Raw genomic sequence first — 16,041 nt, forward strand, 5'->3', positions numbered from 1 at the left:
CGGGGTCACCGGGTGTCCCTCTGCGGGCTGTTCCCCACGATCGCGCCCCGCACACCTTCCGAACTGGGCACCACAGCGTAACCGGGTACAGGTGGATGCGTCACGGTACGACCGAATGCCGCCCCGGTGAACCGGAGTCGAGGGGCGGCATTCGCTGTCGGTCCGTCAACTACGAGCCTTTTTCGGCCTTTTCGCGGATCCGGTCCGCCAGCTGCGGCGGCATGGCCTCGTGCCGGGCGTAGGCGCGGTCGAACCGACCGGTCCCGTGCGACACGGACCGCAGGTCGACCGCGTACCGGCCGATCTCGATCTCGGGCACCTCCGCGCGGACCACCGTGCGTCCCGGCCCGGCCTGCTCGGTGCCGACGACCCGGCCCCGCCGGCCGGACAGGTCGCTCATCACCGGCCCCACGTACTCGTCCGGCACCAGCACCTGCACCTCGGCCACCGGTTCGAGGAGCTGGATGCTCGCCTCGGCCGCCGCCTCGCGCAGGGCCAGCGCGCCCGCCGTCTGGAAGGCCGCGTCGGAGGAGTCGACCGAGTGGGCCTTGCCGTCGCGCAGCGTGACCCGCACGTCGACGAGCGGGTACCCGGCGGCGACCCCGCGCGCCGCCTGCGCCCGTACGCCCTTCTCGACGGACTGGATGAACTGGCGCGGCACGGCACCGCCCACCACCTTGTCGACGAACTCGATGCCGCTGCCCGCCGGGAGCGGTTCGACGTCGATCTCGCAGATGGCGTACTGGCCGTGGCCGCCGGACTGCTTGACGTGCCGGCCGCGCCCGGCCGACGCGCCGCCGAAGGTCTCGCGGAGCGCCACCTTGTGCGGCACGGCGTCGACCTGGACGCCGTAGCGGTTGCGCAGCCGTTCCAGGGCGACCTCCCGGTGGGCCTCGCCCAGGCACCACAGGACGACCTGGTGGGTGTCCGGGTTCTGTTCGAGACGCATGGTCGGGTCCTCGGCGACCAGCCGGGCCAGGCCCTGCGACAGCTTGTCCTCGTCCGCCTTGCTGTGCGCCTCGATGGCGAGCGGCAGCAGCGGGTCGGGCATCGGCCACGGCTCCATGAGCAGCGGATCGTCCTTGGCGGAGATCGTGTCCCCGGTCTCCGCGTGACCGAGCTTGCCGACACAGGCGAGGTCGCCGGCGATGCAGTGGCCGAGCGAGCGCTGCTGCTTGCCGAAGGGGGAGGTCAGCGCGCCGACCCGTTCGTCGACGTCGTGGTCCTCGTGGCCCCGGTCGGTGAGGCCGTGCCCGGACACGTGGACGGTCTCGTCCGGGCGCAGGGTGCCGGAGAAGACCCTGACCAGCGAGATCCGGCCGACGTAGGGGTCCGAGGCGGTCTTGACGACCTCGGCCACGAGCGGGCCGTCCGGGTCGCAGGTGAGCGGGGGACGGGGCGTGCCGTCCGGGGTGGTGACGGCGGGGGCCGGGCGTTCCAGGGGCGTGGGGAAGCCGCCGGTGATCAGTTCCAGGAGTTCCACGGTGCCCAGGCCCTGCTTCCCGCCGTCGGCGGCCGGGGCCGCGGCCAGGACGGGATGGAAGGTTCCCCGGGCGACGGCCTTCTCCAGATCGTCGACGAGCGTCTTGACGTCGATCTGCTCGCCGCCGAGATAGCGGTCCATCAGGGACTCGTCCTCGCTCTCGGCGATGATCCCCTCGATGAGCCGGGCGCGGGCCTCCGCGATGAGCGGGCGCTGCGTCTCGTCCGGGGGGTTCTCCAGCCGGGTGCCCGTGGAGTAGTCGAAGATCCGCTCCGAGAGCAGCCCCACGAGGCCGGTGGTGTGCGTGTGCCCGTCGGGCGCCTCGGGGCCGTGCACGGGCAGATAGAGGGGGAGCACGGCGTCGGGGTCGTCGCCCCCGAAGATCCGGCCGCAGACGGCCGTGAGCTCGGCGAAGTCGGTCCGGGCGGTGTCCAGGTGGGTCACCACGATCGCGCGGGGCATGCCGACGGCCGCGCACTCCTCCCAGACCATGCGGGTCGCGCCGGCGACGGCGTCCGCCTCCTGCGCGGCCGAGACGACGAAGAGGGCCGCGTCCGCGGCGCGCAGACCGGCCCTCAGCTCCCCGACGAAGTCGGCGTATCCGGGTGTGTCGAGGAGATTGATCTTGCATCCGCCCCATTCGACCGGGACGAGGGAGAGCTGTACGGAACGTTGCTGGCGGTGCTCGATCTCGTCGTAGTCGGAGAGCGTCCCGCCGTCCTCGACGCGGCCGGCCCGGTTGACCGCTCCCGCGGTCAGCGCGAGTGCCTCGACGAGCGTCGTCTTGCCCGATCCGCTGTGGCCGACCAGTACCACGTTCCGTACGTCCGAGGGCCGGTCGGCCGTCGGGGCCCTGCCGGCGGCTCCGGGGTGGGTGTTCGCCTTGTCGCCCATGATGTTCCTCCCGATCGCTTGCACGGTGAGGTGGGGGGCGCGGGCGCGGGGGAGTGGCGGCGGCGTGTCGCGGAGGGCTCCGGCGATGCCCGCGGTGGTCCTTCGAGCTTTGCACCGTCGTCACGGTGCGTCCATACGTCGTACGTGCGAGGGCGTCCGGCGGGGTCGCGACGCGGCGGGGCGGGTGCCGACGGTGTGGCGGGGTGGTCCTGGCTACGATGGGTGAGCCGGTGGTCATAGGGGCCGCGCGGCCACCGAACCTCGGGAAGGCCATGCTGAACAAGTACGCGCGTGCATTCTTCACGCGTGTCCTCACACCGTTCGCCGCGTTTCTGCTCCGCCGGGGCGTCAGCCCCGACGCGGTCACGCTCGTGGGCACGGCCGGAGTGATGGCGGGGGCACTGGTCTTCTTCCCCAGGGGCGAGTTCTTCTGGGGCACGATCGTCATCACCCTCTTCGTCTTCTCCGACCTCGTCGACGGCAACATGGCCCGGCAGGCCGGGATCTCCAGCCGCTGGGGCGCGTTCCTCGACTCGACGCTCGACCGGGTCGCCGACGGCGCCATCTTCGGCGGCTTCGCGCTCTGGTATGCGGGAACGGGTGACGACAACATCCTGTGCGCGGTCTCCATCTTCTGTCTGGCCAGCGGTCAGGTCGTCTCGTACACGAAGGCGCGTGGCGAATCGATTGGCCTGCCCGTCGCGGTCAACGGCCTCGTCGAGCGGGCCGAGCGGCTCGTGATCTCGCTGGTGGCGGCCGGACTCGCCGGACTGCACGCGTTCGGCGTGCCCGGGATCCAGATCCTGCTGCCGATCGCCCTGTGGATCGTGGCGGTGGGCTCCGCGGTGACGCTGGGGCAGCGAGTGGTGACGGTACGGCGTGAGGCCGCGGAGGCCGACGCGGCCGCCGCCCGGGGGAGCGAGGCGACGTCATGAGCGGGATCAGGGACCGGTTGACCGACGGCCTGTACGGGCTGGGCTGGGCGACCGTCAAGAAACTGCCGGAGCCGGTCGCGGCCGGCCTCGGGCGGCGGATCGCCGACATCGCCTGGAAGCGGCGCGGCAAGAGCGTGCTGCGTCTGGAGTCCAACCTCGCGCGCGTGGTGCCGGACGCCACGCCCGAGCGGCTGGCCGAGCTGTCCCAGGCCGGCATGCGCTCGTACATGCGCTACTGGATGGAGTCCTTCCGGCTGCCCACCTGGAGCAAGGAGCGCGTCGAGGACGGCTTCGACATCAAGGGCGTCCACTACCTCGAGGAGGGCCTCGCCTCCGGCCGGGGCGTCATCCTCGCGCTGCCGCACCTGGCCAACTGGGACCTGGCGGGCGTGTGGGTGACCCGCTCGCTCGGCGTGCCCTTCACCACCGTCGCCGAGCGCCTCAAGCCGGAGACGCTCTACGACCGGTTCGTCGCCTACCGCGAGTCCCTGGGCATGGAGGTCCTGCCGCACACCGGGGGCTCCGCCTTCGGCACCCTGGCGCGGCGGCTGCGGGCCGGCGGTCTGATCTGCCTGGTCGCCGACCGCGACCTGTCGGCGAACGGCACGGAGGTCACCTTCTTCGGCGACACGGCGCGCATGCCGGCGGGACCGGCGATGCTCGCCCAGCAGACCGGCGCGCTGCTGCTGCCCGTGACGCTCTGGTACGACGACTCCCCGGTCATGAAGGGCCGGATCCACGCGCCCGTCGACGTCCCCGAGGCGGGGACGCGGGACGAGAGGACGTCCGTGATGACACAGTCGCTGGCCGACGTCTTCGCCGCCGGCATCGCCGACCACCCGGAGGACTGGCACATGCTGCAACGACTGTGGCTCGCGGACCTGGAGCCGCGCGGGGAGGACGGACCGGCGTGAGGATCGGCATCGTCTGCCCCTACTCCTGGGACGTGCCGGGCGGCGTCCAGTTCCACATCCGCGACCTGGCCGAGCACCTGATCCGGCTGGGGCACGAGGTCTCCGTCCTCGCTCCCGCCGACGACGAGACGCCGCTCCCGCCGTACGTCGTCTCGGCCGGCCGTGCCGTGCCGGTGCCGTACAACGGCTCCGTGGCGCGGCTCAACTTCGGCTTCCTGTCGGCCGCCCGGGTACGGCGCTGGCTGCACGACGGCACCTTCGACGTCATCCACATCCACGAACCGGCCTCCCCCTCGCTCGGCCTGCTGAGCTGCTGGGCGGCGCAGGGGCCGATCGTGGCCACCTTCCACACCTCGAACCCGCGCTCCCGGGCGATGATCGCCGCGTACCCGATCCTCCAGCCGGCGCTGGAGAAGATCAGCGCGCGGATCGCGGTCAGCGAGTACGCGCGGCGCACGCTCGTCGAGCACCTGGGCGGCGACGCCGTCGTCATCCCCAACGGCGTCGACGTCGACTTCTTCGCGCGGGCCGAACCGAAGAAGGAGTGGCAGGGCGGGACGCTCGGCTTCATCGGGCGCATCGACGAGCCCCGCAAGGGCCTGCCGGTGCTGATGCGCGCCCTTCCGAAGATCTTCAGGGAGCGGCCGGAGTCCCGGCTCCTCATCGCCGGCCGGGGTGACGAGGAGGAGGCCGTCGCCTCGCTCCCGCCCGAGATGCGGGACCGGGTCGAGTTCCTCGGGATGGTCAGCGACGAGGACAAGGCACGGCTGCTGCGCAGCGTCGACGTGTACGTGGCGCCCAACACGGGCGGCGAGAGCTTCGGAATCATCCTGGTCGAGGCGATGTCGGCGGGCGCACCCGTCCTCGCCTCCGACCTCGACGCGTTCGCCCAGGTGCTGGACCAGGGCGCGGCGGGCGAGCTGTTCGCCAACGAGGACGCCGACGCGCTGGCCCGCGCGGCGATCCGGCTGCTCGGCGACGAGGAGCGGCGCACGGAGCTGCGGACGCGGGGCAGCGCGCACGTCCGGCGGTTCGACTGGTCGACGGTGGGCGCGGACATCCTGGCGGTGTACGAGACGGTCACGGACGGCGCGGCCTCGGTGGCCGCGGACGAGCGCACCGGCCTGCGGGCGCGGTTCGGCCTGGCCCGCGACTGAGCCGGGCCGCGTCCGGCGGCGGCCGGGCGCCCCGGGGCCCCGCGAGGGACCGGCCCCGGGGCGTCTGGTTCGCGTGCCCCGGGCCTGGCAGGCTCGGGGCATGACCACGACGACCGTGCGGCTCCTCGACCTCGGCCACCTCACCCGGCCCGCGCACGAGTGGGGCGGCGACCACGGGCGCGTCGAGCCCGTGCTGGCCTATCTCGTGCGCCATGCCCGAGGGGTCCTTCTCTTCGACACCGGGATCGGGGCCGGGTCCCCGGAGACGGATGCGCACTACCGTCCCGTCCGCAGGCCGCTGCCCGTGCGCCCCGGCGACGTCGACCTGGTCGTCAACTGCCACCTGCACTTCGACCACATCGGAGGCAACCCCGCCCTCGCCGGCACGCCCGTCCTCGTCCAGCGCAAGGAGCTCGCGACCGCCCGGGCCGGCGGCCACACCATCGACGCGCTGCTGGACGGTGTGCAGCACGAGGAGATCGACGGCGAGCACGAGATCGCGCCCGGCGTCCGGATCGTGCCCACCCCCGGCCACACCGAGGGCCACCAGTCGCTCTTCGTCGACCAGGGCGACCGGGTGACCGTGCTCGCCGGCCAGGCGTACGACTTCGCCCACGAGTTCGGCGTCCCCCACCACCCCTGGCTCGACCGCCTCGCCGAGCTCGCCGACGGCCGGCCCGCTTCCGTCCTGTTCGCGCACGACCGTGCCCGCCGCGAAGGCGTGCTGCCACCGCCCCGGTAGCCTGTGCGCCCGTGACCGAAACCCTGATCTGGACCGTCGTCGCGCTCATCGCGATCGGCATGTACCTCAGCTGGACCGCAGGACGGCTCGACCGGCTGCACTCCCGCATCGACGCCGCCCGCGCCGCACTCGACGCCCAGCTGCTGCGACGGGCCTCGGTCGCCCAGGAACTGGCCACCTCCGGCGTGCTCGACCCCGCCGCCTCGATCGTGCTGTACGAGGCCGCGCACGCGGCCCGCCAGTCCGAGGAGGACCACCGCGAGGTGGCCGAGAGCGAGCTGAGCCAGGCGCTGCGAGCCGTCTTCGGGGAGCCCGAGCAGGTCGACGCCGTACGGCGGGCGCCCGGCGGCGAGGAGGCCGCCGGGGAACTGGCGGCGGCCGTCCGCCGCGTCCCCATGGCCCGCAGGTTCCACAACGACGCCGTGCGCGCCGCCCGGGCGCTGCGCCGCCACCGCAAGGTGCGCTGGTTCCGGCTCGCGGGACACGCGCCGTTCCCCCTGGCCTTCGAAATGGACGACGAACCGCCTGTCGCCCTTGCCGATCGTCCCGCCTGAGGCGCCCGGCCTGGGAAAACGATCCACCGGCTGAATATTGGCCCTTGCTGTGGCCTGGTGGTGCCCTGTTTCCTCTCTCTTGTCTCAACACCGCTTTCACGAGTGAGGTCGCAGTCGTGTCCACCACGCTTCCCAACACCCCCCAGTCCGCAGAGTCCTCGGCGATTGGCACCTCGCGCGTCAAGCGCGGCATGGCCGAGCAGCTCAAGGGCGGCGTGATCATGGACGTGGTCAACGCCGAGCAGGCGAAGATCGCCGAGGACGCCGGCGCCGTGGCCGTCATGGCCCTGGAGCGCGTCCCCGCCGACATCCGCAAGGACGGCGGCGTCGCCCGTATGTCCGACCCGAACATGATCGAAGAGATCATCGGCGCGGTGTCCATCCCGGTCATGGCCAAGTCCCGCATCGGCCACTTCGTCGAGGCCCAGGTCCTGCAGTCCCTCGGTGTCGACTACATCGACGAGTCCGAGGTCCTGACCCCGGCCGACGAGGTCAACCACTCCGACAAGTGGGCCTTCACGACCCCCTTCGTCTGTGGCGCCACCAACCTGGGCGAGGCCCTGCGCCGCATCGCCGAGGGCGCGGCCATGATCCGCTCCAAGGGCGAGGCCGGCACCGGCAACGTCGTCGAGGCCGTCCGCCACCTGCGCCAGATCAAGAACGAGATCGCCAAGCTGCGCGGCTTCGACAACAACGAGCTGTACGCCGCCGCCAAGGAGCTGCGCGCCCCGTACGAGCTCGTCAAGGAGGTCGCCGAGCTCGGCAAGCTGCCGGTCGTGCTGTTCTCCGCCGGTGGTGTCGCCACCCCCGCCGACGCCGCGCTGATGCGCCAGCTCGGTGCCGAGGGCGTCTTCGTCGGCTCCGGCATCTTCAAGTCGGGCGACCCGGCCAAGCGCGCCGCCGCCATCGTGAAGGCCACCACCTTCTACGACGACCCGAAGATCATCGCGGACGCCTCCCGCAACCTGGGCGAGGCCATGGTCGGCATCAACTGCGACACCCTCCCCGAGACCGAGCGCTACGCCAACCGGGGCTGGTGATGACCACTCCCGTGATCGGGGTCCTGGCACTCCAGGGCGACGTGCGGGAGCACCTGATCGCCCTGGCCGCGGCCGACGCCGTGGCCAGGCCGGTCCGGCGCCCCGAGGAGCTGGCCGAGGTCGACGGTCTCGTCCTGCCGGGCGGCGAGTCCACCACCATCTCCAAGCTGGCCGCGCTGTTCGGCCTCATGGGGCCGCTGCGTGAGCGCATCGCCGCCGGCATGCCGGTCTACGGCACCTGCGCGGGGCTGATCATGCTCGCCGACAAGATCCTCGACCCGCGCTCGGGTCAGGAGACCTTCGGCGGCATCGACATGATCGTCCGCCGCAACGCCTTCGGACGGCAGAACGAATCCTTCGAGGCCGGCGTCACCGTCGCCGGGATCGAGGACGGACCCGTCGAGGGCGTGTTCATCCGCGCCCCCTGGGTGGAGTCCGTCGGCGCCACCGTGGAGGTGCTCGCCGAGCACGGCGGCCACATCGTCGCCGTACGACAGGGCAACGCCCTGGCGACCTCGTTCCACCCCGAACTCACCGGCGATCACCGCATGCACGCACTTTTCGTCGACATGGTGCGCGCGGCGGGGTGACTCGGCCCCGGTAGGATCTCTGGGGTTCGTTCAGTAATGGGTTACGCGAAGGAGACAGGCAGATGTCCGGCCACTCTAAATGGGCTACGACGAAGCACAAGAAGGCCGTGATCGACGCCAAGCGCGGCAAGCTCTTCGCGAAGCTGATCAAGAACATCGAGGTCGCCGCGCGGACCGGCGGTGCCGACATCGACGGCAACCCCACCCTCTTCGACGCCATCCAGAAGGCGAAGAAGAGCTCCGTCCCCAACAAGAACATCGACTCCGCGGTCAAGCGCGGCGGTGGTCTCGAGGCGGGCGGCGTCGACTACGAGACGATCATGTACGAGGGCTACGGCCCGAACGGTGTCGCGGTCCTCATCGAGTGCCTCACCGACAACCGCAACCGCGCCGCCTCCGACGTCCGCGTCGCCATGACCCGCAACGGCGGCTCCATGGCCGACCCGGGCTCGGTCTCGTACCTGTTCAACCGCAAGGGCGTCATCGTGCTGCCCAAGGGTGAGCTGACCGAGGACGACGTCCTCGGCGCGGTGCTCGACGCGGGCGCCGAGGAGGTCAACGACCTGGGCGAGAGCTTCGAGGTCATCAGCGAGGCCACGGACATGGTCGCGGTCCGCACCGCCCTCCAGGAGGCCGGGATCGACTACGACTCCGCCGACTCCAACTTCGTCCCGACCATGCAGGTCGAGCTCGACGAAGAGGGCGCGCGCAAGATCTTCAAGCTGATCGACGCGCTGGAGGACAGCGACGACGTGCAGAACGTCTTCGCCAACTTCGACGTCAGCGACGAGGTCATGGAGAAGGTCGACGCCTGATCCGGGCATCGACACCGGATCCGGGCCTCGCCGCCCGATCCGGAGGCCGGCCACCACGGGCCGACGGGGACACACCCCCGTCGGCCCGTCGCCGTTCGTGCGGCATTGTCGGTGCGAGCCGATAGCCTGCACGAACAGATCAGCGAAGACGGGTCCAGGGAGGGGCAGCGTGCGCGTTCTCGGGGTGGACCCCGGCCTGACCCGGTGCGGTGTCGGCGTCGTCGAGGGCGTCGCCGGCCGGCCCCTGGCCATGCTCGGCGTCGGCGTGGTGCGGACCGCGGCGGACGCGGACATCGGCGTCCGGCTGGTGGGCATCGAGCGTGGCATCGAGGAGTGGCTCGACCGCTTCTCGCCCGAACTGGTGGCCGTGGAGCGGGTGTTCAGCCAGCACAACGTCCGTACGGTCATGGGCACGGCCCAGGCCAGCGCCGTCGCGATGCTCTGTGCCTCGCGGCGCGGCATCCCGGTCGCCCTGCACACCCCCAGCGAGGTCAAGGCCGCCGTCACCGGCAGCGGACGTGCCGACAAGGCCCAGGTCGGCGCCATGGTGACGCGCATCCTGCGGCTCTCGGCCCCGCCCAAGCCGGCCGACGCCGCCGACGCGCTCGCCCTGGCCATCTGTCACATCTGGCGGGCCCCCGCCCAGAACCGCCTGCAGCAGGCGGTCGCCCAGCACGCCTCCGCACTGAAAGGCCGCACCCGATGATCGCCTTTGTGAGCGGCCCGGTGGCCGCCCTCGCCCCCAGCACCGCCGTGATCGAGGTCGGCGGTGTGGGGATGGCCGTGCAGTGCACGCCGAACACCATCGCCGGGCTGAGGATCGGTCAGGAGGCGCGCCTCGCCACCTCGCTGGTCGTCCGCGAGGACTCCCTCACCCTCTACGGCTTCGCGGACGACGACGAGCGGCAGGTCTTCGAACTCCTCCAGACCGCCAGTGGCGTCGGCCCCCGCCTCGCCCAGGCCATGCTCGGCGTGCACAGCCCGGACGCCCTGCGTCTCGCCGTCGCCACCGGCGACGAGAAGGCGCTGACCACCGTCCCCGGTATCGGCAAGAAGGGCGCCCAGAAGCTGCTGCTGGAGCTCAAGGACAAGCTCGGCGCCCCGCTGGGCAGCAGCGGCCTGGTCGGCACCCAGCGGGCCGCCGCCGCCGGGCCGCCGCCGTGGACCGAGCAGCTGACCGCCGCGCTGATCGGGCTCGGGTACGCCTCCCGCGAGGCGGAGGAGGCGGTGACGGCCGTGACCCCGCAGGCCGAGGCCGCCCTCGCCGAGTCCGGGTCGGCCCCCGTCCCGCAGCTGCTGCGCGCTGCCCTGCAGACGCTCAACCGCGCCCGATAGCCGCGACGGCCCGCGCCACCCGCCGACCGGGCGGAACGCGGGGCGGGCGGCGCCGCCCGCCCCCACGACCGCCGAGAGACCACCGCACCACACCGAGAAGGCAGACACCGTGAACTGGGACGACGAGACGGCACCGGCAGCCGAGGACCGGATCGTCGGCGCCTCGGCCGAAGGCGACGACCAGGCCGTCGAGGCGGCTCTGCGCCCCAAGGACCTCAGCGAGTTCGTCGGCCAGGAGAAGGTCCGCCAGCAGCTCGACCTGGTCCTCAGGGCCGCCCGCCAGCGCGGCGCCACCGCCGACCACGTCCTGCTCTCCGGTGCCCCCGGCCTCGGCAAGACCACCCTGTCGATGATCATCGCGGCCGAGATGAACGCCCCGATCCGGATCACCTCCGGCCCCGCCATCCAGCACGCCGGCGACCTCGCCGCGATCCTCTCCTCCCTCCAGGAGGGCGAGATCCTCTTCCTGGACGAGATCCACCGCATGTCCCGGCCCGCCGAGGAGATGCTCTACATGGCGATGGAGGACTTCCGGGTCGACGTGATCGTCGGAAAGGGTCCCGGCGCCACCGCCATCCCCCTGGAGCTCCCGCCCTTCACGCTGGTCGGCGCCACCACCCGGGCCGGCCTCCTGCCGCCCCCGCTGCGCGACCGCTTCGGCTTCACCGGCCACATGGAGTTCTACGAGCCGGCCGAGCTCGAACGGGTCGTCCACCGCTCCGCCGGACTGCTCGACGTCGAGATCGACACGGCCGGCGCCGCCGAGATCGCCGGCCGGTCCCGGGGAACGCCCCGTATCGCCAACCGGCTCCTGCGCCGCGTCCGGGACTACGCCCAGGTCAAGGCGGACGGCGTGATCACCCGCGAGATCGCCGCCGCCGCCCTCGGTGTGTACGAGGTCGACGCCCGCGGACTCGACCGGCTCGACCGCGCCGTCCTGCAGGCGCTCCTCAAGCTCTTCGGTGGCGGACCGGTCGGTCTGTCCACCCTCGCGGTCGCGGTCGGGGAGGAGCGCGAGACGGTCGAGGAGGTCGCCGAACCCTTCCTCGTACGCGAGGGACTACTGGCGCGTACGCCCCGTGGCCGGGTCGCCACTCCCGCGGCATGGGCGCATCTCGGACTCGTTCCGCCGCAGGCCGGGGGCACGGGAGCGGCGGGAAGCGGACAACAGGGGCTCTTCGGGGCGTGACGGCGCGCATACTCGCCGGGGCAGGAACCACGGTGCGATCCTGGACGTTGTTCCATCGATGCGGACTCGCCTAGACTCCGCCGATGCCGCCCTTTCCGGTCGGCGCGCCCACCCCCGAAGATCAGGCCGCGGTTTCTCCGCGACCGTGCGAAGGAAACCCGTCCCGTGAGCATCGTGACCCTCCTCCCCTTCATCGTCCTCATCGGGGCCATGTTCCTGATGACCCGCTCTGCGAAGAAGAAGCAGCAGCAGGCGGCGCAGATGCGCAATGAGATGCAGCCCGGCACCGGCGTACGGACGATCGGGGGGATGTACGCCACCGTCAAGGAGATCGGCGACGAGACCGTCCTCCTCGAGATCGCGCCGGGCACGCACGCGGTCTACGCCAAGAACGCGATCGGCGCAGTGCTCGAGGACGCGGAGTACAACCGCATCGTCCACGGCGACGACGACACCGTCGTGCCGGACGACGCCTCCTCGCTGACCGAGGCCGACGAGGCGGCCGAGGCCGCCGGCACGGACGAGACCGCCAAGGCCGACCTGACCAAGAAGGTGGACGCGGCCGAGGCCGACACCGAGGTCAAGGCCGACACCGAGGTCAAGAAGGACGGCAAGGCCGACGGCGAGACCGACGCGAAGTAGTCGCGGCCGGGGATCGCGGTGAACGCCCACCGGCGTCCGCGATCCCCGGGACGGTTCCACGTCTGCGGGGGCAGGTCCCCACACATACTCAGTGGCCGCACCGCGCACACCCGGCGCGGTCCGGTTGGACAGGGAGAAACGACAAGGTGGCAGCACCGAAGAAGGGCCGAAGGCCGGCGGGGGGACAGGGCAGGCCGGGGCGTGCCCTGGCACTGATCCTGATCGCCATGGTCGCGCTCACCGGCGGGATGTTCTGGTCGGGTCACACCACGCCGCGTCTGGGCATCGACCTCGCGGGTGGTACCTCGATCACGCTCAAGGCGAAGGCGGACCCCGGCAAGGAAAGCGCCGTCAACGAGACCAACATGAACACCGCGGTCGGCATCATCGAGCGCCGTGTCAACGGTCTGGGCGTCTCCGAGGCCGAGGTCCAGACCCAGGGCCTCGAGAACATCATCGTCAACATCCCCAAGGGTGTCGACGAGAAGCAGGCCCGTGAGCAGGTCGGTACCACCGCCCAGCTGTACTTCCGGCCCGTCCTGACGTACGCGCCGTCCGAGCAGCCGGCGCCGAACGCGAGCTCCTCCGCGTCCCCGAAGCCCACGGCTTCCGGTGCGACCGCGGACAAGGGCAAGGACGACGGCAAGAAGGACGAGAAGTCCGCCACTCCCTCGTCGAGCGCCTCCACCCAGGGCCGCGCGGTCTCCGAGGCCCTCAAGGCCCCGAGCCCCACGCCGACGCCGAGCGGGTCCGCCTCGTCGAAGCCGAAGACCTCCGCGAGCCCCGAGGCCACGCCCTCGGTGGACCCCGCGACCGCGGCGCTCCAGAAGAAGTTCGAGACCCTGAACTGCCTCGACCCCAAGCAGCGCGCTGCCGCGGGTGAGGGCGTCCTGCCGACCGACACCACGGTCGCCTGCGGCAAGAACAGCGCCGGCCAGTGGGAGAAGTACATCCTCGGCCCGGCCGAGGTGGACGGCAAGGACGTCGACGACGCCAAGGGCGTCTTCGACCAGCAGCGCGGCATGTGGATCGTCAACATGGACTTCACGAGCAGCGGCTCGAAGAAGTTCCAGAAGATCACCGGCAAGCTCTCGCAGCAGCAGGAGCCGCAGAACCAGTTCGCGATCGTCCTGGACGGCGAGGTCGTCTCGGCGCCCTCGGTGCGCCAGACGCTGAGCGCCAGCGCCGAGATCTCCGGCAGCTTCACCCAGAAGTCCGCCCAGGACCTGGGCAACATCCTGTCGTACGGCGCCCTGCCGCTGTCCTTCGACACCCAGAGCGTCACGACCGTGACCGCCGCCCTCGGTGGCGAGCAGCTCGAGGCGGGTCTGATCGCCGGTGCGATCGGTCTGGCCCTGGTCGTCCTGTACCTGGTGGTCTACTACCGCGGCCTGTCGCTGATCGCCCTGCTCAGCCTCCTGGTCTCGGCGATCCTGACCTACGTGATCATGGCCCTGCTCGGCCCGGCCATCGGCTTCGCGCTGAACCTGCCGGCCGTCTGCGGCGCCATCGTGGCCATCGGTATCACCGCGGACTCGTTCATCGTCTACTTCGAACGCATCCGCGACGAGATCCGCGAGGGCCGCACGCTCCGCCCGGCCGTCGAGCGCGCCTGGCCGCGTGCCCGTCGCACGATCCTGGTCTCCGACTTCGTGTCGTTCCTCGCCGCCGCCGTGCTCTTCGTGGTCACCGTCGGCAAGGTCCAGGGCTTCGCGTTCACGCTCGGCCTGACCACCCTGCTCGACGTGGTCGTGGTGTTCCTCTTCACCAAGCCGGTCATGACGCTCCTGGCGCGGACCAAGTTCTTCGGCAACGGCCACGCGTGGTCCGGCCTGGACCCGAAGCGGCTCGGCGCCAAGCCGCCGCTGCGTCGCGCCCGCCGTGCCTCCGCCCCCATCGACCCGAAGGAGGCGTGAGATGTCGAAGCTCGGAAATCTCGGCGCCCGGCTCCACCGTGGTGAGGTCGGCTACGACTTCATCGGGAACCGCAAGATCTGGTACGGCCTGTCGATCCTGATCACCATCACGGCCATCCTCGGCCTGACGGTGCGCGGCCTGAACATGGGCATCGAGTTCCAGGGCGGCGCGGTCTTCACCACCCCGAAGACGTCCGTGTCGGTCTCCCAGGCCCAGGAGTACGCGGAAGAGGCCGCCGGCCACGACGCGATCGTCCAGGGACTCGGCAACGGCGGCCTGCGCATCCAGGTCGGCGGCCTGGACACCGCGAAGTCCGACCAGGTCCGCACGGAGCTGGCCAAGGACCTCGGCGTCACCGAGGACAAGATCGCCGCGGAGCTGGTCGGTCCCAGCTGGGGCGAGCAGATCGCCGCCAAGGCGTGGACGGGCCTCGCGGTCTTCATGATCCTCGTGGTGATCTACCTCGCCATCGCCTTCGAGTGGCGGATGGCGGTCGCGGCGCTCATCGCGCTGATCCACGACATCACCATCACCGTCGGCATCTACTCGCTCGTCGGGTTCGAGGTCACGGTCGGTACGGTGATCGGTCTGCTGACCATCCTCGGATACTCGCTCTACGACACGGTGGTCGTCTTCGACTCCCTCAAGGAGGGGACGAAGGGGATCACCAAGCAGACCCGCTGGACGTACAGCGAGATCGCGAACCGCTCGATCAACGGCACCCTGGTCCGTTCGATCAACACGACGGTCGTGGCCCTGCTGCCGGTCGCCGGCCTGCTGTTCATCGGTGGCGGCGTCCTGGGCGCCGGCATGCTGAACGACATCTCGCTGTCGCTGTTCGTCGGCCTCGCGGCCGGTGCCTACTCCTCGATCTTCATCGCCACCCCGCTCGTCGCCGACCTCAAGGAGCGCGAGCCGGCCATGAAGGCCCTCAGGAAGCGCGTGCTCGCCAAGCGCGCGAACGCGGCGGCCAAGGGCGAGCCCCTGGACGTCGACGAGCGCGACGACTTCGAGGACGAGGCCGCGGTCGTGGGCCAGCGCGCCCGTCGCGGCGGCCGTGCCCCGGAGCACCGCGGATGACCGCCGACATCCAGGACACCGCAGGACTGCTGCTCAGCCGGATCCGTGACGTCCCCGACTACCCGAAGCCCGGTGTGCTGTTCAAGGACATCACGCCGCTGCTCGCGGACCCGGAGGCGTTCGCGCTCCTGACCGACACCCTCGCCACGCTGTGCGCCACGCACGGCGCGACGAAGATCGTCGGCCTGGAGGCACGCGGCTTCATCCTCGCCGCGCCGGTCGCCGTCCGCGCGGGCCTGGGCTTCGTCCCGGTCCGCAAGGCCGGCAAGCTGCCCGGCGCGACGCTGAAGCAGGCGTACGAGCTGGAGTACGGCACCGCCGAGATCGAGGTGCACGCCGAGGACCTGGCGGCGGGCGACCGCGTCATGGTCATCGACGACGTCCTCGCCACCGGCGGCACGGCCGAGGCGTCCATCGAGCTCATCCGGCGGGCCGGCGCCGAGGTCGCGGGTGTCGCGGTCCTCATGGAGCTCGGCTTCCTGCCCGGCCGGGCCCGGCTGGAACCGGCCCTGCGCGGCGCCCCGCTCGAGGCGCTGATCACGGTCTGACACCGTGCGGCGGCGACGCCGTACGGAACGGGGCGCCCCGGGGATCTCCCGGGGCGCCCCGGTCGTTCGCCGGGTATGCCCCGGTACGCGGCCCTTCCCGTACGTGGCGGGCGTCTCACGCACCGCGCGCGTGAGCACTGCGGCTCCCGGGTCGATACCATGGGCTTTCCGGGCCTGACCGGGGACCCGGTACCGCACGAGGAGCG

Annotated in this window: 16 protein-coding genes; 15 read left to right on the plus strand and 1 reads right to left on the minus strand. The window is 71.6% G+C overall.

Annotated elements, in window-relative coordinates:
• Positions 1-169 precede the first annotated feature (169 nt).
• Positions 170-2,377 carry an elongation factor G-like protein EF-G2 gene (locus tag ACGFZF_RS22280; protein ID WP_393556563.1) on the minus strand — a complete coding sequence of 736 codons (2,208 nt, stop codon included), beginning with the start codon at positions 2,375-2,377 and terminating at the stop codon, positions 170-172.
• Positions 2,378-2,595: 218 nt separating this feature from the next.
• Here ACGFZF_RS22280 and pgsA point away from each other — a divergent pair, with 218 nt between their 5' ends.
• From pgsA to ACGFZF_RS22355, 15 genes are all read left to right on the plus strand, one after another.
• The gene (gene pgsA / locus ACGFZF_RS22285; protein ID WP_384871810.1) at positions 2,596-3,312 is read left to right on the plus strand and encodes a phosphatidylinositol phosphate synthase; all 717 of its coding nucleotides are present in this window, start codon (positions 2,596-2,598) and stop codon (positions 3,310-3,312) included.
• Positions 3,309-4,226, plus strand: a complete 918-nt coding sequence (locus ACGFZF_RS22290) for a phosphatidylinositol mannoside acyltransferase (protein WP_393556565.1) — start codon at positions 3,309-3,311, stop codon at positions 4,224-4,226. Before pgsA ends, ACGFZF_RS22290 begins: the two co-directional genes overlap by 4 nt.
• Positions 4,223-5,383, plus strand: coding sequence for a glycosyltransferase family 4 protein (locus ACGFZF_RS22295; protein WP_393556567.1), 1,161 nt, complete (start codon positions 4,223-4,225; stop codon positions 5,381-5,383). The genes ACGFZF_RS22290 and ACGFZF_RS22295 overlap by 4 nt, the downstream gene beginning before the upstream one ends.
• Positions 5,384-5,483: 100 nt before the next feature.
• Complete coding sequence (locus ACGFZF_RS22300) at positions 5,484-6,125, plus strand: MBL fold metallo-hydrolase (RefSeq protein WP_393556569.1); 642 nt, start codon at positions 5,484-5,486, stop codon at positions 6,123-6,125.
• 11 nt (positions 6,126-6,136) lie between these two features.
• A complete protein-coding gene (locus tag ACGFZF_RS22305; RefSeq protein WP_393556570.1) occupies positions 6,137-6,679 on the plus strand; it encodes a hypothetical protein in 543 nt (180 codons plus the stop codon).
• A 116-nt stretch (positions 6,680-6,795) separates the two neighbouring features.
• Positions 6,796-7,719, plus strand: a complete 924-nt coding sequence (pdxS, locus tag ACGFZF_RS22310; protein ID WP_393556572.1) for a pyridoxal 5'-phosphate synthase lyase subunit PdxS — start codon at positions 6,796-6,798, stop codon at positions 7,717-7,719.
• Entirely contained in the window at positions 7,719-8,309 is a 591-nt protein-coding gene (gene pdxT, locus ACGFZF_RS22315) for a pyridoxal 5'-phosphate synthase glutaminase subunit PdxT (RefSeq protein WP_393556575.1), read from the plus strand. Before pdxS ends, pdxT begins: the two co-directional genes overlap by 1 nt.
• Before the next feature lie 62 nt (positions 8,310-8,371).
• Positions 8,372-9,124, plus strand: a complete 753-nt coding sequence (locus ACGFZF_RS22320) for a YebC/PmpR family DNA-binding transcriptional regulator (protein ID WP_356600918.1) — start codon at positions 8,372-8,374, stop codon at positions 9,122-9,124.
• Positions 9,125-9,293: 169 nt separating this feature from the next.
• Positions 9,294-9,830: a crossover junction endodeoxyribonuclease RuvC gene (ruvC, locus tag ACGFZF_RS22325; RefSeq protein WP_147977123.1), complete on the plus strand. Its 537-nt coding sequence runs from the start codon at positions 9,294-9,296 to the stop codon at positions 9,828-9,830.
• Positions 9,827-10,459 (plus strand): Holliday junction branch migration protein RuvA, encoded by a 633-nt coding sequence (gene ruvA / locus ACGFZF_RS22330; RefSeq protein WP_393556578.1) that lies wholly within the window; start codon positions 9,827-9,829, stop codon positions 10,457-10,459. Before ruvC ends, ruvA begins: the two co-directional genes overlap by 4 nt.
• 109 nt (positions 10,460-10,568) lie before the next feature.
• Positions 10,569-11,648, plus strand: a complete 1,080-nt coding sequence (gene ruvB, locus ACGFZF_RS22335) for a Holliday junction branch migration DNA helicase RuvB (protein ID WP_393556580.1) — start codon at positions 10,569-10,571, stop codon at positions 11,646-11,648.
• 165 nt (positions 11,649-11,813) lie between these two features.
• A complete protein-coding gene (yajC, locus tag ACGFZF_RS22340; protein ID WP_393556582.1) occupies positions 11,814-12,290 on the plus strand; it encodes a preprotein translocase subunit YajC in 477 nt (158 codons plus the stop codon).
• 146 nt (positions 12,291-12,436) lie between these two features.
• Positions 12,437-14,206, plus strand: a complete 1,770-nt coding sequence (secD, locus tag ACGFZF_RS22345) for a protein translocase subunit SecD (RefSeq protein ID WP_393556584.1) — start codon at positions 12,437-12,439, stop codon at positions 14,204-14,206.
• A 1-nt stretch (position 14,207) separates the two neighbouring features.
• Positions 14,208-15,287, plus strand: coding sequence for a protein translocase subunit SecF (gene secF, locus ACGFZF_RS22350; protein WP_393556586.1), 1,080 nt, complete (start codon positions 14,208-14,210; stop codon positions 15,285-15,287).
• Positions 15,284-15,835, plus strand: coding sequence for an adenine phosphoribosyltransferase (locus tag ACGFZF_RS22355; RefSeq protein ID WP_393556588.1), 552 nt, complete (start codon positions 15,284-15,286; stop codon positions 15,833-15,835). The genes secF and ACGFZF_RS22355 overlap by 4 nt, the downstream gene beginning before the upstream one ends.
• Positions 15,836-16,041: the final 206 nt, after the last annotated feature.

Origin of the sequence: Streptomyces sp. NPDC048338, assembly GCF_043201055.1 — a bacterium.
Taxonomy (GTDB): domain Bacteria; phylum Actinomycetota; class Actinomycetes; order Streptomycetales; family Streptomycetaceae; genus Streptomyces.